This window comes from Arthrobacter sp. CAN_A212 (genome assembly GCF_015752345.1).
Taxonomy (GTDB): domain Bacteria; phylum Actinomycetota; class Actinomycetes; order Actinomycetales; family Micrococcaceae; genus Arthrobacter_D.
In genome coordinates this window covers 82,979-103,771 of sequence record NZ_JADOUT010000008.1, presented here as the reverse complement: position 1 = coordinate 103,771, position 20,793 = coordinate 82,979, and the positions used below count along the sequence as shown (strand labels likewise).

19 protein-coding genes are annotated in these 20,793 nt (G+C 64.2%); 8 read left to right on the top strand and 11 right to left on the bottom strand.

Features of this window, described 5'->3' with window-relative positions; all coding sequences use genetic code 11:
- Positions 1-4 precede the first annotated feature (4 nt).
- On the bottom strand, positions 5-1,645 hold the full coding sequence (locus IWX64_RS08365) for a cellulase family glycosylhydrolase (protein WP_196866672.1): 1,641 nt from the start codon (positions 1,643-1,645) through the stop codon (positions 5-7).
- A gap of 122 nt (positions 1,646-1,767) precedes the next feature.
- On the opposite strand from IWX64_RS08365, the gene IWX64_RS08360 reads away from it, so the two are divergent.
- The 4 genes from IWX64_RS08360 to IWX64_RS08345 all read left to right on the top strand — a co-directional run bounded on the left by IWX64_RS08360 (position 1,768) and on the right by IWX64_RS08345 (position 4,411).
- Entirely contained in the window at positions 1,768-2,058 is a 291-nt protein-coding gene (locus IWX64_RS08360) for a hypothetical protein (RefSeq protein ID WP_196866671.1), read from the top strand.
- Positions 2,059-2,073: 15 nt separating this feature from the next.
- Entirely contained in the window at positions 2,074-2,994 is a 921-nt protein-coding gene (locus IWX64_RS08355; protein ID WP_196866698.1) for a 5'-3' exonuclease, read from the top strand.
- A 91-nt stretch (positions 2,995-3,085) separates the two neighbouring features.
- Positions 3,086-3,445, top strand: coding sequence for a VOC family protein (locus tag IWX64_RS08350; RefSeq protein WP_196866670.1), 360 nt, complete (start codon positions 3,086-3,088; stop codon positions 3,443-3,445).
- Between the two features lie 276 nt (positions 3,446-3,721).
- The gene (locus IWX64_RS08345) at positions 3,722-4,411 is read left to right on the top strand and encodes a hypothetical protein (protein ID WP_196866669.1); all 690 of its coding nucleotides are present in this window, start codon (positions 3,722-3,724) and stop codon (positions 4,409-4,411) included.
- A gap of 30 nt (positions 4,412-4,441) precedes the next feature.
- Here IWX64_RS08345 and IWX64_RS08340 read toward each other — a convergent pair whose 3' ends face one another.
- The 9 genes from IWX64_RS08340 to IWX64_RS08300 all read right to left on the bottom strand — a co-directional run bounded on the left by IWX64_RS08340 (position 4,442) and on the right by IWX64_RS08300 (position 14,450).
- Positions 4,442-5,689, bottom strand: a complete 1,248-nt coding sequence (locus IWX64_RS08340) for an ABC transporter permease (RefSeq protein ID WP_196866668.1) — start codon at positions 5,687-5,689, stop codon at positions 4,442-4,444.
- A complete protein-coding gene (locus IWX64_RS08335; protein ID WP_196866667.1) occupies positions 5,686-6,567 on the bottom strand; it encodes an ABC transporter ATP-binding protein in 882 nt (293 codons plus the stop codon). The genes IWX64_RS08340 and IWX64_RS08335 overlap by 4 nt, the downstream gene beginning before the upstream one ends.
- 79 nt (positions 6,568-6,646) lie before the next feature.
- Entirely contained in the window at positions 6,647-7,336 is a 690-nt protein-coding gene (locus IWX64_RS08330; RefSeq protein ID WP_196866666.1) for a response regulator transcription factor, read from the bottom strand.
- Between the two features lie 89 nt (positions 7,337-7,425).
- Positions 7,426-8,772, bottom strand: a complete 1,347-nt coding sequence (locus IWX64_RS08325; RefSeq protein ID WP_196866665.1) for a sensor histidine kinase — start codon at positions 8,770-8,772, stop codon at positions 7,426-7,428.
- Between the two features lie 168 nt (positions 8,773-8,940).
- Positions 8,941-10,353, bottom strand: a complete 1,413-nt coding sequence (locus IWX64_RS08320) for an amidase (RefSeq protein WP_196866664.1) — start codon at positions 10,351-10,353, stop codon at positions 8,941-8,943.
- Positions 10,350-11,579 carry an amidohydrolase gene (locus IWX64_RS08315; protein WP_196866663.1) on the bottom strand — a complete coding sequence of 410 codons (1,230 nt, stop codon included), beginning with the start codon at positions 11,577-11,579 and terminating at the stop codon, positions 10,350-10,352. The genes IWX64_RS08320 and IWX64_RS08315 overlap by 4 nt, the downstream gene beginning before the upstream one ends.
- Positions 11,580-11,617: 38 nt before the next feature.
- A complete protein-coding gene (locus IWX64_RS08310; protein WP_196866662.1) occupies positions 11,618-12,349 on the bottom strand; it encodes a hypothetical protein in 732 nt (243 codons plus the stop codon).
- A gap of 28 nt (positions 12,350-12,377) precedes the next feature.
- A complete protein-coding gene (locus IWX64_RS08305) occupies positions 12,378-13,133 on the bottom strand; it encodes a DUF5058 family protein (protein WP_196866661.1) in 756 nt (251 codons plus the stop codon).
- A gap of 45 nt (positions 13,134-13,178) precedes the next feature.
- Positions 13,179-14,450, bottom strand: a complete 1,272-nt coding sequence (locus IWX64_RS08300) for a M20 family metallo-hydrolase (RefSeq protein ID WP_245345677.1) — start codon at positions 14,448-14,450, stop codon at positions 13,179-13,181.
- 261 nt (positions 14,451-14,711) lie between these two features.
- On the opposite strand from IWX64_RS08300, the gene IWX64_RS08295 reads away from it, so the two are divergent.
- From IWX64_RS08295 to IWX64_RS08285, 3 genes are all read left to right on the top strand, one after another.
- Complete coding sequence (locus IWX64_RS08295; RefSeq protein ID WP_334683220.1) at positions 14,712-15,740, top strand: LacI family DNA-binding transcriptional regulator; 1,029 nt, start codon at positions 14,712-14,714, stop codon at positions 15,738-15,740.
- Positions 15,731-15,982 carry a zeta toxin family protein gene (locus IWX64_RS08290; RefSeq protein WP_196866659.1) on the top strand — a complete coding sequence of 84 codons (252 nt, stop codon included), beginning with the start codon at positions 15,731-15,733 and terminating at the stop codon, positions 15,980-15,982. Before IWX64_RS08295 ends, IWX64_RS08290 begins: the two co-directional genes overlap by 10 nt.
- A gap of 959 nt (positions 15,983-16,941) precedes the next feature.
- Entirely contained in the window at positions 16,942-17,961 is a 1,020-nt protein-coding gene (locus IWX64_RS08285; RefSeq protein ID WP_196866658.1) for a DUF808 domain-containing protein, read from the top strand.
- On the opposite strand, the gene IWX64_RS08280 is transcribed toward IWX64_RS08285, so the two are convergent.
- Positions 17,958-18,428 (bottom strand): hypothetical protein, encoded by a 471-nt coding sequence (locus IWX64_RS08280; RefSeq protein WP_196866657.1) that lies wholly within the window; start codon positions 18,426-18,428, stop codon positions 17,958-17,960. The two genes, IWX64_RS08285 and IWX64_RS08280, sit on opposite strands and share 4 nt — an antisense overlap.
- A gap of 254 nt (positions 18,429-18,682) precedes the next feature.
- Here IWX64_RS08280 and IWX64_RS08275 point away from each other — a divergent pair, with 254 nt between their 5' ends.
- Positions 18,683-20,674: a S8 family peptidase gene (locus IWX64_RS08275; protein WP_245345678.1), complete on the top strand. Its 1,992-nt coding sequence runs from the start codon at positions 18,683-18,685 to the stop codon at positions 20,672-20,674.
- The last annotated feature ends 119 nt before the right edge of the window (positions 20,675-20,793 follow it).

Here is a 20,793-nt window from a genome sequence, read left to right as displayed (position 1 = left end):
CGGGCTACTTGGCGGTCACCGTGACCTTCGGATTGACCGGCGGAGTCGCAGAGTTGACCTGCAGGCCGATGGTGGCCGTCTGGCCCTTCCGCAGGCTCGTGGTCCAGTCCGTCCCGACGCAGGTGACAGACCTCTTCGTCACCGAGGTGCACTTCAGACCCCAGGAGTTGACTACGCCAATCACCTGCGGATCAGTGAAGGTCACCGACCACGAGCTCACATCCCGGGTAGCCTTCACTGTGATGGTGGCAACGTAGCCGCCCGCCCAGGAACTCTGCACCGACCATTGGGCCGACACTGCGGGTGCACCAGTCGGCGGAACCGGCGACGGTGACGCGCTGGGCTTCGACGTTGGCTTCGGCGACGGTGACGCGCTGGGCTTCGGCGTCGGCTTCGGCGTCGGTGACGCGCTGGGCTTCGGGGTCACGGCAGGTACGGCCACGGGTCGCAGGATGGGTTGCAGCGCGGCCAGCTTTGCCGTCTCAGGGGTGCGCCAGTCCGATTTCAGCAGGCCCCCGGTGTCGGAGCTGTTCGGGTTGAAGGACCAGTAGGCAAAACTCGTTCCGTTGGTGGCCAGATAGGAGACCAGTTTGCTCATCCACTGTTTGTCCGAGGTCGTCACAAGTTTCGAACCGAACTCGCCGACAAGCACCGGGGCGATCCCCTGCTTGGCGATGAACCCCCAGTTGGCGTCCCAGATACCCGGCAGGTTCGCCGGGTAGTTGGGGGAAGCGAACCACTTCTGCGGATAGACCGAGGCAGGGTAATCGTGGGGCGAATAGACCACCCGGTTGGGCACCGACAGTTTCACCGGCTTCTTCGCGACATCGGCGAGACCCCCACCCCACCACGTCCACGAGTCATTACCCTGCGCCTCGACGCCCTCCACGATGACCAATAGCTTGGGGTTGACCGCCAAGACGGCATTCCCCGCCCGGGTTGCCGCCGCATGCCAGTCCTGGGCAGGATTGGCGCCGCCCCACCGCGCTGCCCCGTGCGGCTCGTTGTGGAGGTCAAAGCCGATCACCGTCGGTTCGTTCTTGTACCGGGCGGCCAGCATCTTCCAGTCGGCGATCCACTTGGCTTCCGGATACTGGGGTGTGTACCAGAGCTCCGACTGCGCGTTCGAGGAAGGGCGGTGACGGTCAAGAATCACATTGAGTCCAAGAGCCTTCGATTTGGCGACCAAGAGGTCCATCACCTGCTGCGGGCTCTTGCTGGCCAGATCGGGGTTGGCGTAGAAGTTGGTGTCCGAGCTGACCTTGCCCGAGGTGATGCACTGATTGGAGTAGGGCAGGCGGATGGTGTTGAAGCCCATCGACTTGATCTGCCGGAGACCATCGTTGAGTTTGATGGTCCAGAGACCGTGCGGAACGCAGTCGGGAGTCTCCAGACCAAACCAGTTGGCGGCCCTGATGACGTAGGGCTTGTTCGCTGTGTCGCGGATAGTGCCGCCGTCGGTGTGCAGCCATCCGGCACCGGTGACGGACACGTCCGCGGCACGGACGGCGCTGATCGCCGTCGGCTGCGCGGCGGGCTGCGCCACACCACAACCGGCCAGGACAAGCAGGCCGGCGACGGCGGGAACGAGTACCTTCGCCCATCGGGCGCGCGCCCAGGGGTGGGTGCCGGGTTTTATAGGCATGTACGGGGGTTCCTTTTCGCGTAAGACCATCAGTCCGGCACCACTTCATGTTGAGAATACGCCAATAGTGCGGGACTCCGCGTGCGGGGTATTCTGGTGGCTGACGAAAGGGGAGCGTACCGGTGGATAAGCAAGAACGTGCGGACTCTTCGACGGTGGAACTTCACCCGTGGCCGCTCCCGGTCAGCACCAGGGTGTTGAACATTGCCAAGGCCGTGATCGGGGCGGCGCTGATCCTCATTCTGATCACCCAGATCCTTCCGGTGAATCTCCTGGGCGGAATGATGAACCACTTCTTCACCATTCTCCTGCTGCTGTCCTGGGCGGGCCCGGCTCGGCGAATGATGCGCCGGTATACCTCCGGCGGCAGAAACAACCAGTCGACCGAGGACCCCAAGACAGAGGATCCCTAATTGCTCAACCGCCTGATGCTCCTAGATACGGCTTCCCTCTACTTCAGGGCGTTCTACGGTTTGCCGGACTCCCTGAAGTCCCCCGACGGAACCCCGGTCAATGCTGTCCGCGGCCTCCTCGACATGATCGCCCGGCTGGTTGCCGACTACGAGCCCACCCACCTGGTTGCCTGCTGGGATGATGATTGGCGCCCGGCCTGGCGGGTGGATCTCATACCCAGTTACAAAGAGCACCGGATGACGAAGGCGGTCACGGACGGCGTCGACGTCGAAGAGGTGCCACCCGGGTTGGTGGCACAGATTCCGCGTATCCGCGAGATTCTGGCGGCCTTCGATATTACGGTGATCGGCGCGCCCGAGCACGAGGCCGACGACGTCATCGGCAGTCTGGCGGCTCAATCGGATACACCGGTGGACGTGGTTACCGGGGATCGCGACCTGTTCCAGCTGGTCGACGACCGCGGTGATGTACGCGTGATCTACACCGCCCGCGGAATGAGCCGGCTCGAGGTCTTGACCGATGCGACAGTGGTCAGCAAGTACCAGGTCCTCCCCGGCCAGTACGCGGATTTTGCTGCCCTCCGCGGGGATACCTCCGACGGACTGCCCGGTGTCGCGGGGATTGGCGACAAGACCGCTGCGAGTCTGTTGCAGGAGTTTGTCGACCTGGACGGGGTGATTGCAGCCGCTGGCGACCCGGCGTCGACGATGTCAGCTTCGATGCGGGCCAGGATCACCGGCGCCGCTGACTACCTGGCCGTCGCGCCAACCGTGGTCAATGTGGTTCGTGACCTGGACCTCGGCGGGTTCAATGCCGAAATCCGCCCCCTCGATGCTGAGCAGCTCAAACGAATCGAGAAGCTTACCGGGGACTGGAACCTTGGTGGGTCTGCTGCCCGGGCGCTGCAAGCCCTGGGGAACAGCCCTACTGGCTGAGGCTCTGGCTAGCTGGCCACGCCACCCATCAGGACAGTGGATGCCTCGGGTGTGCCTTCATATTGACCGGGTCTGGCAGTAGGATTCCGGCATGGTTATTGCTCGCTACCCCAGTGTGGTCATCGACTGTCCTGACGCTCCGTCGCTCGCAGCGTTCTACGGCGAAATCCTGGGTTGGCGTTCTGACGTCAACGATGGGTGGGCGGATATCCGGCCGGATGACGGAAGCAACTGCATTTCGTTCCAGTCGGTGGAGAACTACCGCGCGCCTCAGTGGCCGGGGCAGGACGCTCCGCAGCAGATGCACCTTGACCTGATGGTGCAGGACCTCGATCACGGCGAGTCGGTGGTGCTTGGGTTGGGTGGAATCAAGGCTGCTGTCCAACCGGGCGAAACATTCCGGGTCTACCTCGACCCCGCCGGTCATCCGTTCTGCCTGTGCCTGAGCTGACCCGAAGGAATCGGTGACCGATGACTGATTCCCTCACTGACCCAACCGGCCAAGACCCCACCGAATTTATTGCTGGTCCGGGAGGGCTACGAGTATTCGACAACTGTCAGGCACAGCCCCTCAGCTGACTGATCGATAAACCCATGCCTCGAACCCGACTCCCGCCGAGGTCGCTCTATAACGGTTCGACCACGTAACCAAGTTGTGCTGTCAGTTGGCGTGTCGCGTCTGTAGTGTCCAAGACATCTACTCACCGTCTCACTGAAAGCACCGCCCGTGAAGAAGCTCTCGCCCTTTTTTGCCCTGTCCATCGCCGCCCTTCTCCTGACGGGTTGCGCCGCTAACGTTGGACCCGCGGCCGAGGCAACCGACACTGAAACAAGTTCCGCACCCGCCGCGACGGCGTCGCCCAGCCCCGCATCGACTCCCTCGGACTCTGCCGTGGCCGCACCGACGACTGAGCCTGCAGCGGTCTCCCCTGCACCCACCGCTGAGCCGACCACCCCTGAACCGACCGCTGAGGTCACTCCTGAACCAACCAGCGAGCCGACCATGGTGGCTGAGCCAACCGCGGAGCCAACGGATGAGCCGATCACTGAGACGTCGGAGCCACCGATTCCCGGGCTGTCGGGAAGCTACGACAACCTGGAACTGGTTTCCACCTGGGATGGCCAGCGGGTTGTCCGCCATGTCGGTACCACCTGGAACATCGTCGGCTCGGGCTACGCGCCGGGGGCGGAGATCCAGGTCATCTTCACACCCATTCAGAGTGACTATTCGCTGATTGGTTACCCGGTCACCTACGCCGACGCCGACGGCAATTACACCTTCGAAATCAGCCTCGGACCCGATCTGGAACCAGGTGACTACGGGGTGATGGCTGTCCCCCTGGGCCTGAGCTTCGAGGACACCGAGGCAGCCAAACGGTTCTCTATCATCGAGGTGGTCTCCACCTGGGCGCCCTAGCTGACCCGGCGGAGACCACTTCGATGGTTGCTACCGTTCCAGCTTCATTGCTTTCCTCAGGCTCAGCGCTCCCCCACCCTGCATGACGGCTCGGCGGTAGATCTTCTCGCCGAGGTGGAGCAACGCGACGGCCGCGGCCAGCGCGATCACCAGTGACAGGAGCGGCTCCCACAGTGCTACGGGTGAGTTCAGCACCCGGATCGGCATCGCTACGGAGGACACCACCGGGATGTAGGAGGCAATGACCAGGAACTGGCCCGAGGCGAACAACCCGACAAACAGGGCACCGAAGATCAGTGCCATCACCGGAGTCGAATTGTTGTTCAGGTCCTCGGGCCGGCTGGCCAGGGACCCGAGAACCGCCCAGATGGCTGCGAGGATCAGGAATCCGAAGAGGAAGAACACGAGGAACCAGCCGGAGGCAGGAATGATGCTCCCTACCAGGTCCGCGGTGCCCGTGAGGTTGAGCGCCAGCAGCGCCGCGCCGCCGTAGAGGGCCAGCTGAACCATGGCCAGAATCGTGTTTCCCAGCACCTTCCCATAGAGGAGCTGACGGATCGGAATGGCGGTGGCCAGGATTTCCACCACCCGGTTCTGCTTCTCTTCGACCACCGAGTTGGCGATTGCCATGCCGAAGATGATCGACGCCATATAGAAGAGGAAGCTGAACACGAAGCCGGCGATGGTAGCGAGCAACTGGTTCTCGGCACTGCCCTCCAGCAGTGTCTGTTCCAGCTCGGCACCGGAGAGGAGCTGCTCGGCAGTGGTGCCGACAGCGGCGGCATTGCTTTCCAGGACAAATGCGTTCAGCGCCTCACCCACCAGCTGGCTGATTCCTGAATCAATTTCGGTATTTCCGGTGAGCTGCCAGGCGCCCCCGGCTCCCTGCAGCAGTGCTGCATCGGCTTCCTCGGCGCGCACCAGATCAACGGCGGCATCGTCGGAGCCCGCCTCGACGGCGGTGAAGGTGACGTTGCCGTCGTCGGCCCGGCCCGCCTCATCGGCGAGCTGGACGACGGTGGTAGCAGAATCCGACTGGACGGCCACGATGTAGTCGTCGCCGCGGTTCATCACGAAGGCGTTGAAGACAATCCCAGCAACTATCAACACCAGGGTGACCAGCGTACTGATCGCGTAGCTGCGGTCCCTGACCTTGATCATGACCTCCCGCAGGGTCACGATCAGCCAGGGTGGCTGGGTCCCCGCTGACCGGGGGCGGGCATCCTGTGGCGACGGCGCGCTCCCGTCACGATTCTTGACGCGTGTCTCGGTGCTCATTGGGAAACCTCCCGGTAGATTTCGCTCAGGCTTGGCCTGATCCGGCTGAATTCGTGCACACTGCCGCGGGTCATTGCGGTGGCGAGCAGGCGCTGGGCGGTGTCATCATTGTCGAGCTCCACCACGGCGTCCTGACCGGCGACGTCGATCACCCGCACTCCTGCTTCCTCGCGGACCCACCCGGCGTCCGGGGTGACGGTCAACCGGTGGCGCCGGGGTGCCGTCGCCCGAAGTTCCTCACCGGACCCCGAAGCGACGAGCCGGCCCTCCTGCAGAACCACCAGGTTGTCGCACAACCGGTCGACGAGATCCAGCTGGTGGCTGGAGAACAACACGGGAACACCCTCAGCGGTACGATCACGGAGAAGCTCGACCATCGAATCCACCGCGACCGGATCGAGACCGGAGAACGGCTCGTCCAGGATCAGTACCGTCGGCCGGTGGAGCAGGGATGCGGCGATCTGGACGCGCTGCTGGTTACCCAGGGACAGGGATTCAAGCTTGTCCTTGCCCCGACCGCCGAGCTGGAACCGGTCCAGCAGGTCCTGCGCCTGGGCGCGGGCGTCGGAGGGAGTCATCCGGTGCAGCTGGCCGAGGTAGACCAGCTGGTCGAGGATCGGCTGTTTGGGGTAGAGCCCGCGTTCTTCAGGCATGTAGCCGAAGGTGGACCGGTCATCGGCGGTGATGGGCCTGCCGTCCACGAGCACTTCACCACCGTGGGCGGCGAGCACCCCCATGATCATCCGCATGGTGGTGGTCTTGCCGGCCCCGTTGGCGCCGACGAATCCGGTCATCTTCCCGGCTGGGACGGTGAAGCTCACGTCGTCGACGGCGAGGTTCTCGCCGAAGCGCCGCGTGAGGTTCTGGACCTGCAGCATGGTTTCCTCCTGGTTGTCTTCCTGGAGTCAAGCCTAGGCAGCAGCGCCCCACACCAGATGAGCCAAAAGGCTGAACCTGTTACTCCCCCGGACGGATGAGTCCGCTCTCGTAGGCGAAGACCACCGCCTGCACCCTGTCCCGCACCTGGATCTTCGCGAGGAGTGAGGAGACGTGCGACTTCACGGTGGCCTCAGCGAGGAAAAACCTGCTGGCGAGTTCGGCGTTGCTGAGCCCGGTGGCCAGGCTCGCGAGAATTTCCTTCTCCCGCTGCGTGAGGGAATCGAGGCGTTTGCGGTGTTCACTGCTCGGCTGCGCTCCCGCCGATGCGGTCCCTGCAGCTTCGAGGGACTGGGCGAAACGCTCGATCACCCGGACTGTCACCTCGGGGGCAAGCAGCGCGTAGCCTCCGGCGACAGCCTGCACGGCGGCGATCAAATCGTCGGGGTCGGCATTCTTCAGGAGGAAACCACTGGCACCGCTGCGGATCGCGTCAAAGAGATAGTCCTCGCGCTCGAAGGTGGTCAGGATGATGACCTTGCCCCGGTGCGCCCTGGCAATCAGCTCAGTTGCCTGGATGCCGTCCATCACTGGCATCTGGACATCCATCAGGATGACGTCGACCTCGTGCTGGCTGGCGAAGTCAACCGCTTCCTGACCGTTGGTGACCTGTCCGACTACCTCAATATCGTCTTCGATGGAGAGCATGGTGGCGAATCCCGCCCGGACCAGGGCCTGGTCGTCGGCGAGCAGCACGCGGATGGAGTCCATGGGTGTCCTTCAGCAGTTGGTTCAGCAGGTGGTAAGGATGATGGTCCAGCAGGTGGATCAAGAGCGGCGCGGCGTGATCGGTGGAGTATCTAGTGGAGCAGGAATCTGGCGCGAACCCGCCAGCCACCCTCCGAGCGCGGCCCGATCTCAGCGGTGCCCCGGTGCAGGGCCACCCGCTCGCGGATTCCCCGCAGACCAAAGCCGGACCCGGTGTCGGATGTGGTGCGCGGCATCCCATTGTCCACTGTTTCGAGCTCTACCCACCGCTGCTCCCCCGCACGACCGGTACGCAGGGTCATCACGGCGGCACCGGCGGTTGAATGCCGTCGCACATTGGTCAGGGATTCCTGGGCCGTTCGGAACAGCGACAGTGCCAGCGGTGCCGAAATTTCGGCGAGCGCGCCGGGAATGTCCTCCACCCGGCCGAAGCTGACAGTGAGCCCAAGCTCCCGGTGCTGGCGTGCCAGGTCCTCAAGGTCGTCGAGCCCGGGCTCCGGTCTCCGGTCGCCGTCGTTCGTTTCTCCGGGCTCGCTACCCTCGGACCGGAGCACGCCGAGAAGATTCCGCATGTCGGTCACCGCCTGGCGGCTGGCCTCCTCGATGGTGCGTAGCGATTCGACGGCGACGTCCGGGCGCTTGTCGATCACCCGGCGGGCGGCACCGGCTTGCACCCCGATCACTGAAACGTGGTGCGCGACGACGTCGTGCAGTTCACGGGCGATGCGCAAGCGTTCCTCGACGACGGCCCGCCGTGCCAACTCTTCCGCTTGCTCACTGAGCTGCACCGCCTGCTCGGCAAGCTGGGTGCGCTGCAGTGCCCTGCGCCAGGAGGACATGCCGGCCAGGATTGCGCCGCCGAAATAGGCGAAATTCACCAGGAAGTTGTACAGGGCTATCGATAGCAATGGGTCGAGGATTCCGCCGGTGAAGTCGGCATTGTCCTCGGTTTGCGCCAGAATCGCGTCGAACGTATTGGCTACCGTCAGCGCGAGGATCAGCCACAGTGCCATCGCGATTACCACCACTGTTGTCCCCAGCCAGAGCACTCTCCGATCTTTGGCCCAGGCGACGGCCGAGTAAAGGGAAGCGAAATACGCGACCTGATAGGAGAGCTGGAGGGAAACTAGTGGTGAGAACAGGCTGAGGGCGATAAAGAGGGCTGACATCACGAGCATGACAATCACTGGATATCGTCGGCGTAGCACCAGCGGCAGGATCATCGATGCCAGCACCAGGTGCTGAACCCAGACCGGATGGTTATCCTCGGAGACCATACCGAAGCCACGGGACAGTTCCAGGGCCAGGGCGCTGACCAGCGCGAACACGATGACGCCGATGACATCCCTGCGAAGCTCGTCACGGGTGGGGCCGGGACGTTCCCAGCGGCTGTCCTGGCTGTCGACGGTGTGGAGCCTGAGCCATGCGAGGAGATTCACTGGTCCGGCCTTCGCGGTACTGGGCGCACGGAATCCATCATGGATGCCAGTGTAGCCAGCGGGACCGGCAGTCCGACTCCCCCGCCCGGTCTAGTCCGATCGGATGAGGGTGCGACCACACTCACCCCGCACCACCGCGTAGCGGGGTGGGCAGGGTGGCTGGGTCGATCAGAGGGTGGGGGCCTGTTTCGCGTAACCGGTGGCCTGCTCGAACCCATACGCCACCTGCAAAAGGTCAACATCCATCCCGTGAGGCATCGTCAGCTGCAGACCGACCGGGAGCCCGGTGGTGCTGAAGCCCGCGGGCACAGACACTGCCGGCAGTCCCGTCGCCGAGATAAGGCAGGCCGACCGCATCCAGTCCAGATAGGTCTCACATTCGATCCCCTCCACTGACGTGGGGTAGCGCAGCGTGGCGTCGAAGGGCAGCACCTGGGCCGCGGGGGTGACGAAGACATCGAATCTCTTGAAGAAACCGGCCACCCTCCCGGCCAACCGGGTCCGGGCCAGCGCAGCATCGACCAGGTCGCGGCCAGTCAACGCCTTGCCCTGTTCCACGTTCCACCGCACCTCGGGTTTGATCACGTCGCCGTGCTTCTCCAGGAGAATTCCATAAGCCAGCAGAAAATCGAACGCCCGTGTGGTGCCGAACACCTGGTCCGCATCCCGCAGGTCGGGGGCCGCCTCCTCGACCGTCGCCCCCAGCTCCACGAAGACCTGCAGCTGGGATTCCAGAACCCGCCGCACCTCTTTCTCCACGGGGACGCCCAACCCAAAGTCAGGCGACCAGCCAATCCTCAAACCGGTGAGATCCCGCTGCAACGGGTCACTGAACCGCTTGCTGCCCAACGGGTAGGGGTACGGGACCTCCGGATGCGCGCCGGCAACCGCGCTCATTCCCAGGGCGATGTCCTCCACGTCGCGGGCCATCAGCCCGGTCCGGCCCAGCCAGGCCCACGCGTTGCGGGTGGGTGCCATGGGCAGGACCCCCACCGACGGCCTGAAGCCCACAATGTTGCAGAACGAGGCCGGGATGCGCAGCGACCCGCCCATGTCGCTGCCGTCGCTGAGCGGCTGGATACGGGACGCGATCGCAGCGGCGGCTCCCCCGCTGCTCCCCCCGGCGCTGACGGTGGTGTCATACGGGTTGGTGGTGGTACCGAAAATCTCATTGAACGTGTGCGATCCGGCGGCGAACTCGGGCACATTGGTTTTCCCGGTGGTCACGACCCCCGCCGTCTTCAGCCGGCCGATCACCAGATCGTCGAACGTCGGCACATGGTCCTTGAAGATGACCGATCCCTGGGTGGTCCGCATCCCCTTGGTGTTGTTGGTGTCCTTGTGAGTCATCGGCAGGCCGTGCAGAGGCGGCAAGAGCGCGCCCGACGCCGTCAGCTCGTCAGCTGCAGCGGCCAGCCGCTGCGCGCCGTCCCGGTCCTGGGTCACCACCGCATTGATCCTCGCATTCACCGCGTCGATCCGGGCGAAGTGAGCCTCGAGTGCTTCCCTGGCAGAGATGTCGCGACGGCGGATGGCGCTGGTCAGCGCTGTCGCCGACAGATCCATGGGCCCGCCGGTCATCGCGCAACTTTCGAAAGGATGGCTGCCATTGCGGCACGGACGCCGGTGGTGAGGGTCGGTTCGATATCGGGGGCGAAGTGGGGCGAGTGGTTGCCGGGAAGGGGCGTGTCGGCGTCGAGCCGTTCCTGGCTGTAGGCGCCGAACATCCAGTACACGGAGGGCACACCGATCGCCGTCGCGAACAATCCGAAGTCCTCGCTGCCCATGACCGGTGGAACCTCGTTGACGGAGCCCTCGCCCAGCGTCAGATGGAACTCCTTGATCAGCGCGTCGGTGGTGTCGGGGTCGTTGTAGCACTGCGGGAAGCTGGAGATTTCCTCGATCGACGGCGCCGGGGCTCCGGATGCGTCGGCCTCCGCCTTGATGATGCGGCGGAGGGAGTCGAGCACCCGCTCCCGTACCTCGGGGTCGAAGGTGCGCACGTTGACCGAGAATTCGGCGGTGTCGGGGATGATGTTCTCCTTCAGCCCGGCGTGGAACGTGCCGATCGTGACGACGGCCGACTTCATGGGGTGCACCTCGCGGGCGACGATCGTCTGGATCCGCACCACCATGTGGGCGCCGAGCACGATCGGGTCGATCGATTGATCCGGCTGGGACCCGTGCGCCTGCCGGCCCTGCACGGTGATCTTCCAGGAATCCGCCATGGCCATCGCCGTGCCACGGCTGATATTCACGGTGCCCGCAAGACCCGGCCAGACGTGCTGGCCGTAGATCACCTCGGGCTTGGGCGCCCTGTCCCAGATGCCGTCCTCCACCATGGCTTTGGCCCCGGCGGCGGTCTCCTCACCGGGCTGGAAAATGAACACCACCGTACCCGCCCAGGTCTCCAGCCCCTCGCTGAGCAACCGGGCCGCGGTGAGCGCTGCTGTGATGTGCGTGTCGTGACCGCACCCGTGCATCACCGGCACCTCGGTGCCGTCGGCAAGGTTGCCCCTCGCCTGGCTGGCGAAGTCAAGGCCGGTATCTTCCTGCATGGGCAGGCCATCGGTATCGGCGCGGAAGCCGACAACCGGGCCTTCGCCGTTGCTGAGGACGCCGACGACGCCGGTCCCGCCGCACCGGTACGCTTCGATTCCCAGCTCGGTGAGTGCCTTCAGGATGTAGTCGGCGGTCCGGGTTTCCTGCATGGACAGTTCGGGGTGGGCGTGCAGATGACGGTACAGCTCGTGCATGGCGGTGCGGTGTTCGGCGGACAGTTCGAGCGGGGTGGTCTCGGTGGTCATGGGGTTCCTATCGTGGAGGGGATGGTGAAGGCGGCGGACTAGATAACGGGGTGTTCCTGGACCGCGGCAGCGTCGGAGTTCCTGGAGCGCAGAAACCAGGCCAGCACGGCGGTCAGCAGCACCACAATTCCGGTGGCCGGCTTGGCGAGGGCCGGAACGGCGGGCACCACGACAAACAGGACGACGACGGCGACGACGACGGCGATCACCGTCACCCGGGGCTGCTTCATCGTGACGATGAGCTGCACCAGTACGGCGCCGATGATGCTCGGGAAGATGTAGAGCCGGGCGACGTCGACAATATCGGCGGGAATGATGCTGACCAGCCAGGTGCCGAGCACCCCGACGAACAGGAGCATCGAGAAGACGTGGACCATCGCGGCCCCACAGATGGCCATCAGCGCTGAGAACTCGCCGCGCTTGGTTCCCGCCTTTGCCCCCACGGCCGCCTGGGCCACCAGGGCTGAGGGAAGCAGTTTGTTGGCGATATTGCCGATCATGAATGCCTGGTACATGGCGGCGGGTCCGAGGACCGGGTAGTAGGTGATCGGCTCGACGAACCAGAGGACAAAGAAGGCGGCAGCGACGGCAAAGAACGCGGTCCAGATCATCCCGGAGGTGATGCCGAGATCGGTGAACAGGACAAGGTAGATGGGAGCGGAGAGGGAGAACATCAGCGCGATGATCATGGTGATGCGTCCCCAGCGGGAAGTGGTGCGATCAAACTGGTCGACGGCGGCGGTCTGTTCAGCAGTGGCGGTAAAGGTCATGGCTTGTTCCTTTCGTGGAGGGTGCTGCTCAGGCCGCTGCGGGAGCGAGGCCGGCGGTGTGGGCGAAGTAGGCGACCGCGAGGCCCACCAGGATGGCAATACCGAGGCCCCACTCCCGGAGCCAGGCGGCGGACAGCGTCTTGGCGAGGAAGAGACAGACACCCATCACCAGGGCTGAGACGATCACGGTGATGATGTGCACCGGTGTTTTCCCGAACTCGGCAATGCCCAGGCTGGCGAAGGCACCGATCAGGGCGGCCGCGGGGACGATCGCCATCAGCGCCGGGTTGACGTGGCGCAGTTTGGAATCACCCCGCTTCAGCAGCGGTGTGAGGGCGAGGGTGGCGATCATCCACATGGCACCGGACATGCTCATGGCCATGAAGGCGACAACGAAGACCGTCTGCGTGTAGTCCGGTCCACCCAGCGTGGCGTCCATGGTGGCCGCGGCGAGCGACGCCGAAGCCGACTCTGTGGCGGCGGATCCCACCAGGCCGATCCGGACCAGCACCGCCGGGGTGCCGAACAGGGTCAGGAGCGCGACGCTGACGAGGACCACCGCGAGCGAAGGTCCGATCGCTGCCACGGCACCTGCCCTGAACGAGGTCTTCAGCTCGGCCTGGGAGATGTTGGCGGAGGGACCCGCCTTCTGGGCTGCGCGCATGTAGATCACTGATTGAAGGATGATCGCTCCGAAAACACCGATCGCCAGAATCCACAGGATGGGAATGTTGGCGATGGCGAGGATATCGGTGGATCCTCCGGGCATGACTGCGGTTTTCATGACTGCTCCAGGGGGCTGGGGTGACGGATCATTGACGGGGAAGGTCTAGACATGATGGGAAAGGGTTGTCTGGTCGAGGGCGATCAGTGTTTGGGTGAGGGCGGTAACGCCGGTCGCGACATCGGTGAAGTCTGTCCATTCCTCGGGACAGTGGCTCTTGCCGGCCTTGGAGGGGATAAAAATCATGCCCATCGGCGCGAGGGTCGCCATGTGGACGGCGTCGTGCGTGGCACCGCTCGGGACCGGCATCCAGGGGACACCCAGCGTGTCGGCAACCCGCGCTGCGGTGTCGTGGACACCCGGGTGGGTCTGGACCACCTCGTTGTCGGTCGACCAGGTGAAGTCGACGTCGACACCGTGCTGGCTGGCCTGGTCCAGAATTTCGTGGGCGAGCCGGCCCTTGACGCCGGAAAGCCAGTCCGCGTCGACGCTCCGCACCTCGCTGGTCATCCTGACCAGCGACGGAACCACGTTGGGCGAGCGGGACTCGGATTCGAGTCGGGTGGTGGTTGCCACGCCATGGGTGGGTGCACCGCATCCTTCCCTCCTCACGGCGAGGACCGCCTCGGCGGCGGCAACCATGGCGTCGGCCCGGTCGGTCATCGGCCTTGTCCCGGCGTGGTCAGGTGAACCAGTGAAGACCGCGAGGAGCCGCTGGATTCCCGCGATGCCGGTAACGATCCCGAGGGGAAGTCCACGCTGCTCGAGGGTGGGGCCCTGCTCAATGTGCAGTTCGAGGAAAGCGTGCAACCCGGTGCTGCGGGCCCAGTGGGAGTTGAGGGTGGCGGCCGGGTCGAGACCGAAGTCTGAATAGCTTTCACCGAGGGTCACTCCCCGGTAATCGGTGCGGTCCAGATCCTGGGCGGTCAGCTCGCCGGCGGCGGCGCGGCTGCCGAGGCAGCTGAGCCCGTAGGGGTTGGATTCCTCACCAAAGAAGTCGACCACCAGGAGGTCCCGGGTCAGGGAGGTGCCACTTTCCCGCAGTTGGCGAACCGCGTCGAGCGCCCCGAGCACTCCGACGATCCCGTCAAAGCGACCGCCACCGTCGACCGTGTCCGTGTGGGATCCGGTGACTAGCGCGGGCGCGTTGGGGTTGGTTCCGGGAAGCCGCCCCACGATGTTGCCGGCACCATCGGTGTGCACCTCGAGTCCGGCGTCTTTCATGCGCTGGCCTGTCCACTGCCGGGACTCACGGTAGGCCTCGCTGAACACATCCCGGGTCCATCCCGGGCGGGAGGCCTCACGGTAGTCGGAGAGTTCGGTGATCCCGGCTCCTAACCGCTCGGCTGCCTCGATCGCGTGGCTTGGAGTGTGCAAAATGGGGCCTTCCGTCGAGGTCGTCGGGCGGTATGCGAAATTTCAGCGCAAACGATTGCATTGAATCCCATATGAATAACGCTCGTGCGAATATGGTCTACATCACACTACCGATGCCACGTTTCGTCAAGGTTTCGCGGGAATTAACTCTTCACCCTTCACTCTTCGCGCCTATCGCCGAGGACAATTCACGCAAACCATTGCAGGCATGACGGTGCGGGGGGGCGTAGACTTCGCTGAAGGAATGGAAGGGGCAGGGCTATTTCTGATCCAACGGGCGCACAGCGCCAAAGACCGGTAACGCTGGCGACCGTTGCCCGGCATGCCCAGGTGCACGTATCAACCGTTTCGCGCGCCCTGAGCGAGGATCCCTCCGGGGTGGGAACAGACACCGTCCGCCGGGTCCGGGAGTTGGCAGCGATGCTCGGATACCACCGGGATGTCGGGGCAGCAGCACTCCGCACCGGAAATTCTCGCCTCATCGGGGTGCTGGTACCCCGCCTGACCGACCTGGTCCTGGCCACCATCTACGAAAGCATTGACGCCGCTGCAGGCACTGCCGGGTACACCACCGTCGTCTCCAACACTCTTGACGATCCGGCTCGTCGACGCAGCCGGCTGGATGCCCTGCTCTCCCGCCGGCTCGACGGCGTGATCATCGGCGACTCACACATCGGAGACACCGCTGCCTTCGAGTTGCAGCAGCGCGGCGTGCCGTACGTCCTGGTGATGCGTAAACTCGAGGGCCATTTGTCGGTGACCACCGACGATCAACTCGGCGGCCGTCTGGCAGCCGAACATCTGCTGTCGCTGGGGCACCAACGGGTGGGAGTGATCGCCGGTGACCTGCTGGCGAGCACCGGCTTGCAACGGACCCAGGGCTTCCGGACCGCTTTCGAGGCTGCCGGGTACCCGATCAATGACCACTACGTGGTGAACTCCGGTTTCGGGGCCCGGGCGGGGCGGCTCGCCGGCGACCAACTCATGAGCCTTCCGCACCCGCCGTCGGCAATCTTCGCCGTGGACGACCTGACAGCTGTCGGCGCCATGGGTGCCATTCGCGCCGTCGGGAAACAACTCCGCGAGGATGTGGCGTTGGTGGGCTACAACGACGTCGATCTGGCCGCCAACCTGCCGGTTCCATTGACCTCTGTCCGCTCGGCGCTCACCGAGATGGGGCAACTCAGCTTCGCCGCGCTGCAACGGCGGATCAACGGTGAGGAGACCGAATCGGTGCTCCTGAAACCAGTGCTTATCCCCCGCGCGACCACGGTTGAACGGTGGGAGTAGGCCCCACCGCGACAGCGTTTTCCAGGATCGCCGCAGCCATTACGCCGTCGGCTGGCCCCCGGCGAACCCTGGTGGGGATCGATGGGGTGGACGGTGCGGGCAAGACCACGTTTGCCGATGCGCTGGCGGAGTACCTTCGACGTCAGGGCCAGAGTGTGGTGCGGGTAAGCCTGGACCACTTCCACCACCGCAAGGAGGGCCAGCGCGATGACCAGCGCAGCAAAGACGGTGAATGCCCCTGACGACATCGCCACCAGCGACAGCATCAGACCGACCGCGACAATTGCGCCCAGAGTGACGGTGAAGCCCACCGCAAACGGCGACAGGGATTGACCGTTCCGGTGCTAAGCGTCCCACCGCGTCGAAACCAGCTCACCGGTCGGGTGGGATAGGCATACTGATAGCTGGGAAACCTGGCTCGCCGACGAGTTCCTCACCTGGTCACGCGTTCATACTGACTCGATCCGTTGCTGGCGCCTCCTACCCACACTGTCCCTCTCCGCTTCCAGTACCGGATCACCCGCGCAGGGTGATCCGGGCCCCGCCTGTCTGAGGACAATGACAGGATATGGACGGACAGGGGGAACCCGCAATCCGAACCCTCCTCCGCCCATCGCTCCCCGCGGCCGCAGTAGGATTCGTCGAGAGCCGTCTGGGTCGACCTTCCGGGAACCTAGGCCGTCACCCCCAACTCCGGTTGATGGATCTTCGCCATCCTCACCGCCCCAGGCTGGCCATCGGGCTACCGTGTCATTGTCGCCCGGTCACGGCGGTCGGAACACGCCAACGATGGAGTGCGGCTCCGCTGGCGCTCTCTGCCGTTCCCGGGCCTCTCCGGATGATGGTGCTGATGCTGGCCCACGGAGTCGTCTTGGCCCAGAGTCCCCCGGGCCGACACCGCACTGTATCAAGCGAAAAACCTAGGCTTTAGCGGGGTGGCCTGGTCGACCTACTCGTCCGGGGTCTCGGCGCCCTGGAGCTCATCCGAATTCGCTGGAGAATCGTGTAACACCTGTTGGGGTCTTTTGCTCCGCCGCCAATTCAAGCCGCGCCACAATAGGGGTCGTAAAACTGATGACTATAACTGTCGGGTAGTCATCGATTGGGTCGCAAGGTCATATAATCGGTGAATGCCGATCACCAGCCTCATTTATGGCTCCCGCCCGCTGCCTTCCCCCACAACCCAGCGTGAGGGCAATCTGTGAGCGGCGGTCTTGTCGCGCTGCTGGATGATGTCGCGGCTCTGGCCCGCATTGCAGCTGCCTCAGTGGATGATGTCGCGGCCGGCGCCGCCAAAGCGGGGGCAAAAGCCGCGGGCGTAGTGATCGACGACGCTGCCGTGACCCCGCAGTACATGTCCGGGGCCGATCCGTCCCGCGAGCTGCCGATGATCAAGCGAATCTTCTGGGGCTCCCTGCGGAACAAGCTGTTGATCATCCTCCCCGCGCTGCTGCTCATCAGCGCCTTCATCCCTTGGATTATCCCGTTCATCCTCATGGCTGGCGGCACTTACCTTTGCTACGAAGGCGCGGAGAAGGTCTGGCACAAGCTTCGCGGCCAGCACGCGGTCGAGAAGGCTCCTGCTGTCGACCGAGGTCCCGAGGCGGAGGCGAAGGTCACCAAAGGGGCCATCACCACTGACTTCATCCTGTCGTGCGAGATCATGGTGATCTCCATGAACGAGGTGGCCGATGAATCGATCTGGGCCCGAGCGATCATCCTGGTGGTCGTCGCGATCGCCATCACCGTCATCGTGTACGGAGCGGTCGCGCTGATCGTCAAGATGGACGACATTGGCCTGCACCTGACCACCAAGGACTCCGAAGGGTCCAAGCGTTTCGGCGAGATGCTCGTCAAAGGCATGCCGTCGGTGCTTGCCACGATCACCCTGATCGGGACCGTCGCCATGCTGTGGGTTGGTGGTCACATCATGTTGCAGGGTGCCTACGATCTCGGCTGGCACGCCCCCTACGACCTGGTGCACGTCCTCGAGGCACCCTTCGCCGGCATCGCCGTCGTCGGCGGTTTCCTGGCTTGGCTGGTGAACACCCTGTGCTCAGCGGTCCTCGGACTCATCTGGGGCCTCATGGTGATGGCCATCGTGCACCCGCTGATCAAAGCGCTGCCGTTCGGCAAGAACAAGGGTGGTCACGAAGAAGGAGACCTGCGCGCCGCAATCGCCGGCCACCGGCCGAAACACGACTCGGAGCCGGCCTCCTAAGTCAGGGTGGCTGTCCCATCGGGATGATCGACGACGACGTCGCTCTCCGGTTCGGCGTGCTCTTCAAGACGGCGTTCGTGCTTGGCTGCGGCACGGTCCGCGAGATATCCGGCGAAGATGAACACTGCCGTACCCACGGCCATCCATGGTCGCGGGTGCTGAACTCCAAACTGGCGAAGTTTCCTCTCCAGTCGTAAGTCGATTGACTCGCTGACGGTAGCCAAGCGAAGCGTGGCAACACCTGCGGCGAGGCCGGCCAGGACCCTCAGAGGTAGCTGCTTGCCGCCGATCGTGACGCCTGCGTAAAGGCCCGACACAACCGCTGATGCCACACGCATCGTGCGGCGGTCCCGATCGTCCAGCTTGGTGGGGTCGACAAGCGTTAGCCCACCCATGGCGACAACAGACGCCGCGCCAAAGACTGGCGACGCCGGATCGGCCATTGACTTCTGCAGGTGACTAGTCATGCATCGTCGTCACATCTGATCGAGACAAAAAGTGGCGCTGTGGCTTTCAGAAAGATGAGCGTTCCGGGCACTTCCCCACGGTAACACTCCCCTTACCCGGCCGGCCAGACCCTACCAATCGCCGTCTCGTGCCGATACAGTTCGATGTGGGGAGCCATCGTCGTCTTCCTCACCCCTGCGAGCATTCATCTCTCACGTTGGAGTGGCTGACGGGGTTACCTGGTGTCGCTGCGGCTTTGCCTCAAGGAACACCAATGACCGTTGCTTTCCGTTACCTGCTGAAGTCTGTGACATCTCTGTCCATCGCGGCCTTGCTGCTCGGGTCGCTGGGCGCCGCCCCCGCTGCGGCAGATCCTGAAGATCCGCTTTTCCGGATGCCGGCCATCGAGCTGCCGCCCTCGACCGTAACGGACCGGCCCGACCGGTTCATTGTGAAATTCACCGATCGGGCCCAGACCAGCGCGGCCGCTCGTGAGATGGCCTACGACAGCACAGAAGTTCTGGGGTCCGCCGTCGAGGAGCTGCGGACCACCGGCGATGGGGCCGTCGTACTCGAAGCGGACAAGGACCTCACTGAGAAGCAAGTCGAGGACGTCCTTGCGACTCTCGAAGCGCGCCCCGACGTGGAGTACGCCGAGGTCGACCAGTTCGCCACCCCAGCGGCGGTTCCGAACGACCAGATGTACCCGCTGCAGTGGAACCTACATGAGGCCAAAGGTGGAATGCGCGTCCAAGACGCCTGGAACTCCTCAACCGGAGCTGGCGTCACCGTCGCGGTCATCGACACCGGCAGCACTTTGCACACCGATCTGGCAGCCAACACTGTTCCTGGCTGGGATTTCATCGCCGACCCTGCTGTCAGCGGCGACGGCGGCGGGCGCGACTCAGATCCCAGCGACACCGGTGATGCCTGCGGCAGCAACACCTCGTCTTGGCATGGCACCCACGTTGCCGGAACCGTCGCCGCCGCAGGCAACAACACCACTGGCATTGCCGGGGTCGCCTACAAGGCAAAGGTGCAACACATCCGCGTGATGGGCATCTGCGGTGGCTGGACCTCCGACATCGCCCCGGGCATCGTCTGGGCGGCGGGCGGCACGATCGCCGGGATCCCAAACAACGCGACCCCCGCCAAGGTGATCAACCTGAGCCTGGGCACCGATGCGTCCTGCGGGCGGACCTACCAGGATGCAATTAACTTCGCAGTCAGCCGCGGCGCCGTCGTCATTGCTGCCGCCGGCAACTCCGCCCGGCCAGTCGCCAACACCTCCCCTGCGGATTGCCAGAACGTCGTCACAGTCGGAGCGACAAATCGCAACGGTGACCAGGCACCCTATTCGAGCTATGGGCCCGAAGTTGATGTCAGCGCACCCGGCGGGGACATGAGTCGCGGCATCGAAGGCGGCATCCTGGCCACGTTCAACCAGGGCTACTACCGGCCGGGTACCCAGGGCTACAGCTATCTGCAGGGCACCTCCATGGCCACACCCCATGTGGCCGGTGCAGCTGCGCTCATGCTCTCCGCCAACAAGGCCCTGACCCCGGCGCAGATCGAAGAGAACCTCAAGAAGACGGTCCGGCCGTTGCCGGGCAACTGCTTCGGCGGCTGCGGGACGGGGCTTGTGGATGCCACGGCGGCCGTGAAGTCCGTCGCAACCCCATTCTCGCCAGGAACCTTCAAGGATGTTCCCTCCGGCACTCAGTTCCATAAGGAAATGTCATGGATGGCGACCGAGCGGATCTCCACCGGTTGGACGGAGAAGGACGGCTCGAAAACCTACCGGCCGCTGACCTCCGTCAACCGGGATGCGATGGCAGCGTTCATGTACCGGATGGCGAACAGCCCGGCTTACACTCCCCCGGCCAAGTCACCGTTCGCCGATTTCTCCACGAACCAGCAGTTCTACACGGAAATGTCCTGGCTTGCCTCAACCGGCATCAGCTCCGGCTGGACCGAGAATAACGGCACCAAAACCTACCGCGCCCTGACGCCCGTGAACCGGGATGCAATGGCTGCGTTCATGTACCGGATGGCCGGGAGCCCCGCCTTCGCTCCGCCGGCTCAGTCACCATTCGCCGACGTTTCCGCGACCCAGCAGTTCTACAAAGAGATGGCATGGCTGGCCTCCACCGGAATTAGTACCGGCTGGACCGAGAATAACGGAACCAAGACCTACCGGGCGCTGACCCCGGTAAACCGAGACGCGATGGCCGCGTTCATGTTCCGGTACTCGAAGAAGTTCTAGCCTTGATTTTTCATGATGCCCGGTGACTTGCGCGGATTCGTGGCCGCGGTCGCTTCGCAGTTGTTTTCTGTTTCCGGGCAAGTTGATGGGGCCCGTTGGTTCGCCTGGGTTTGGCGCCG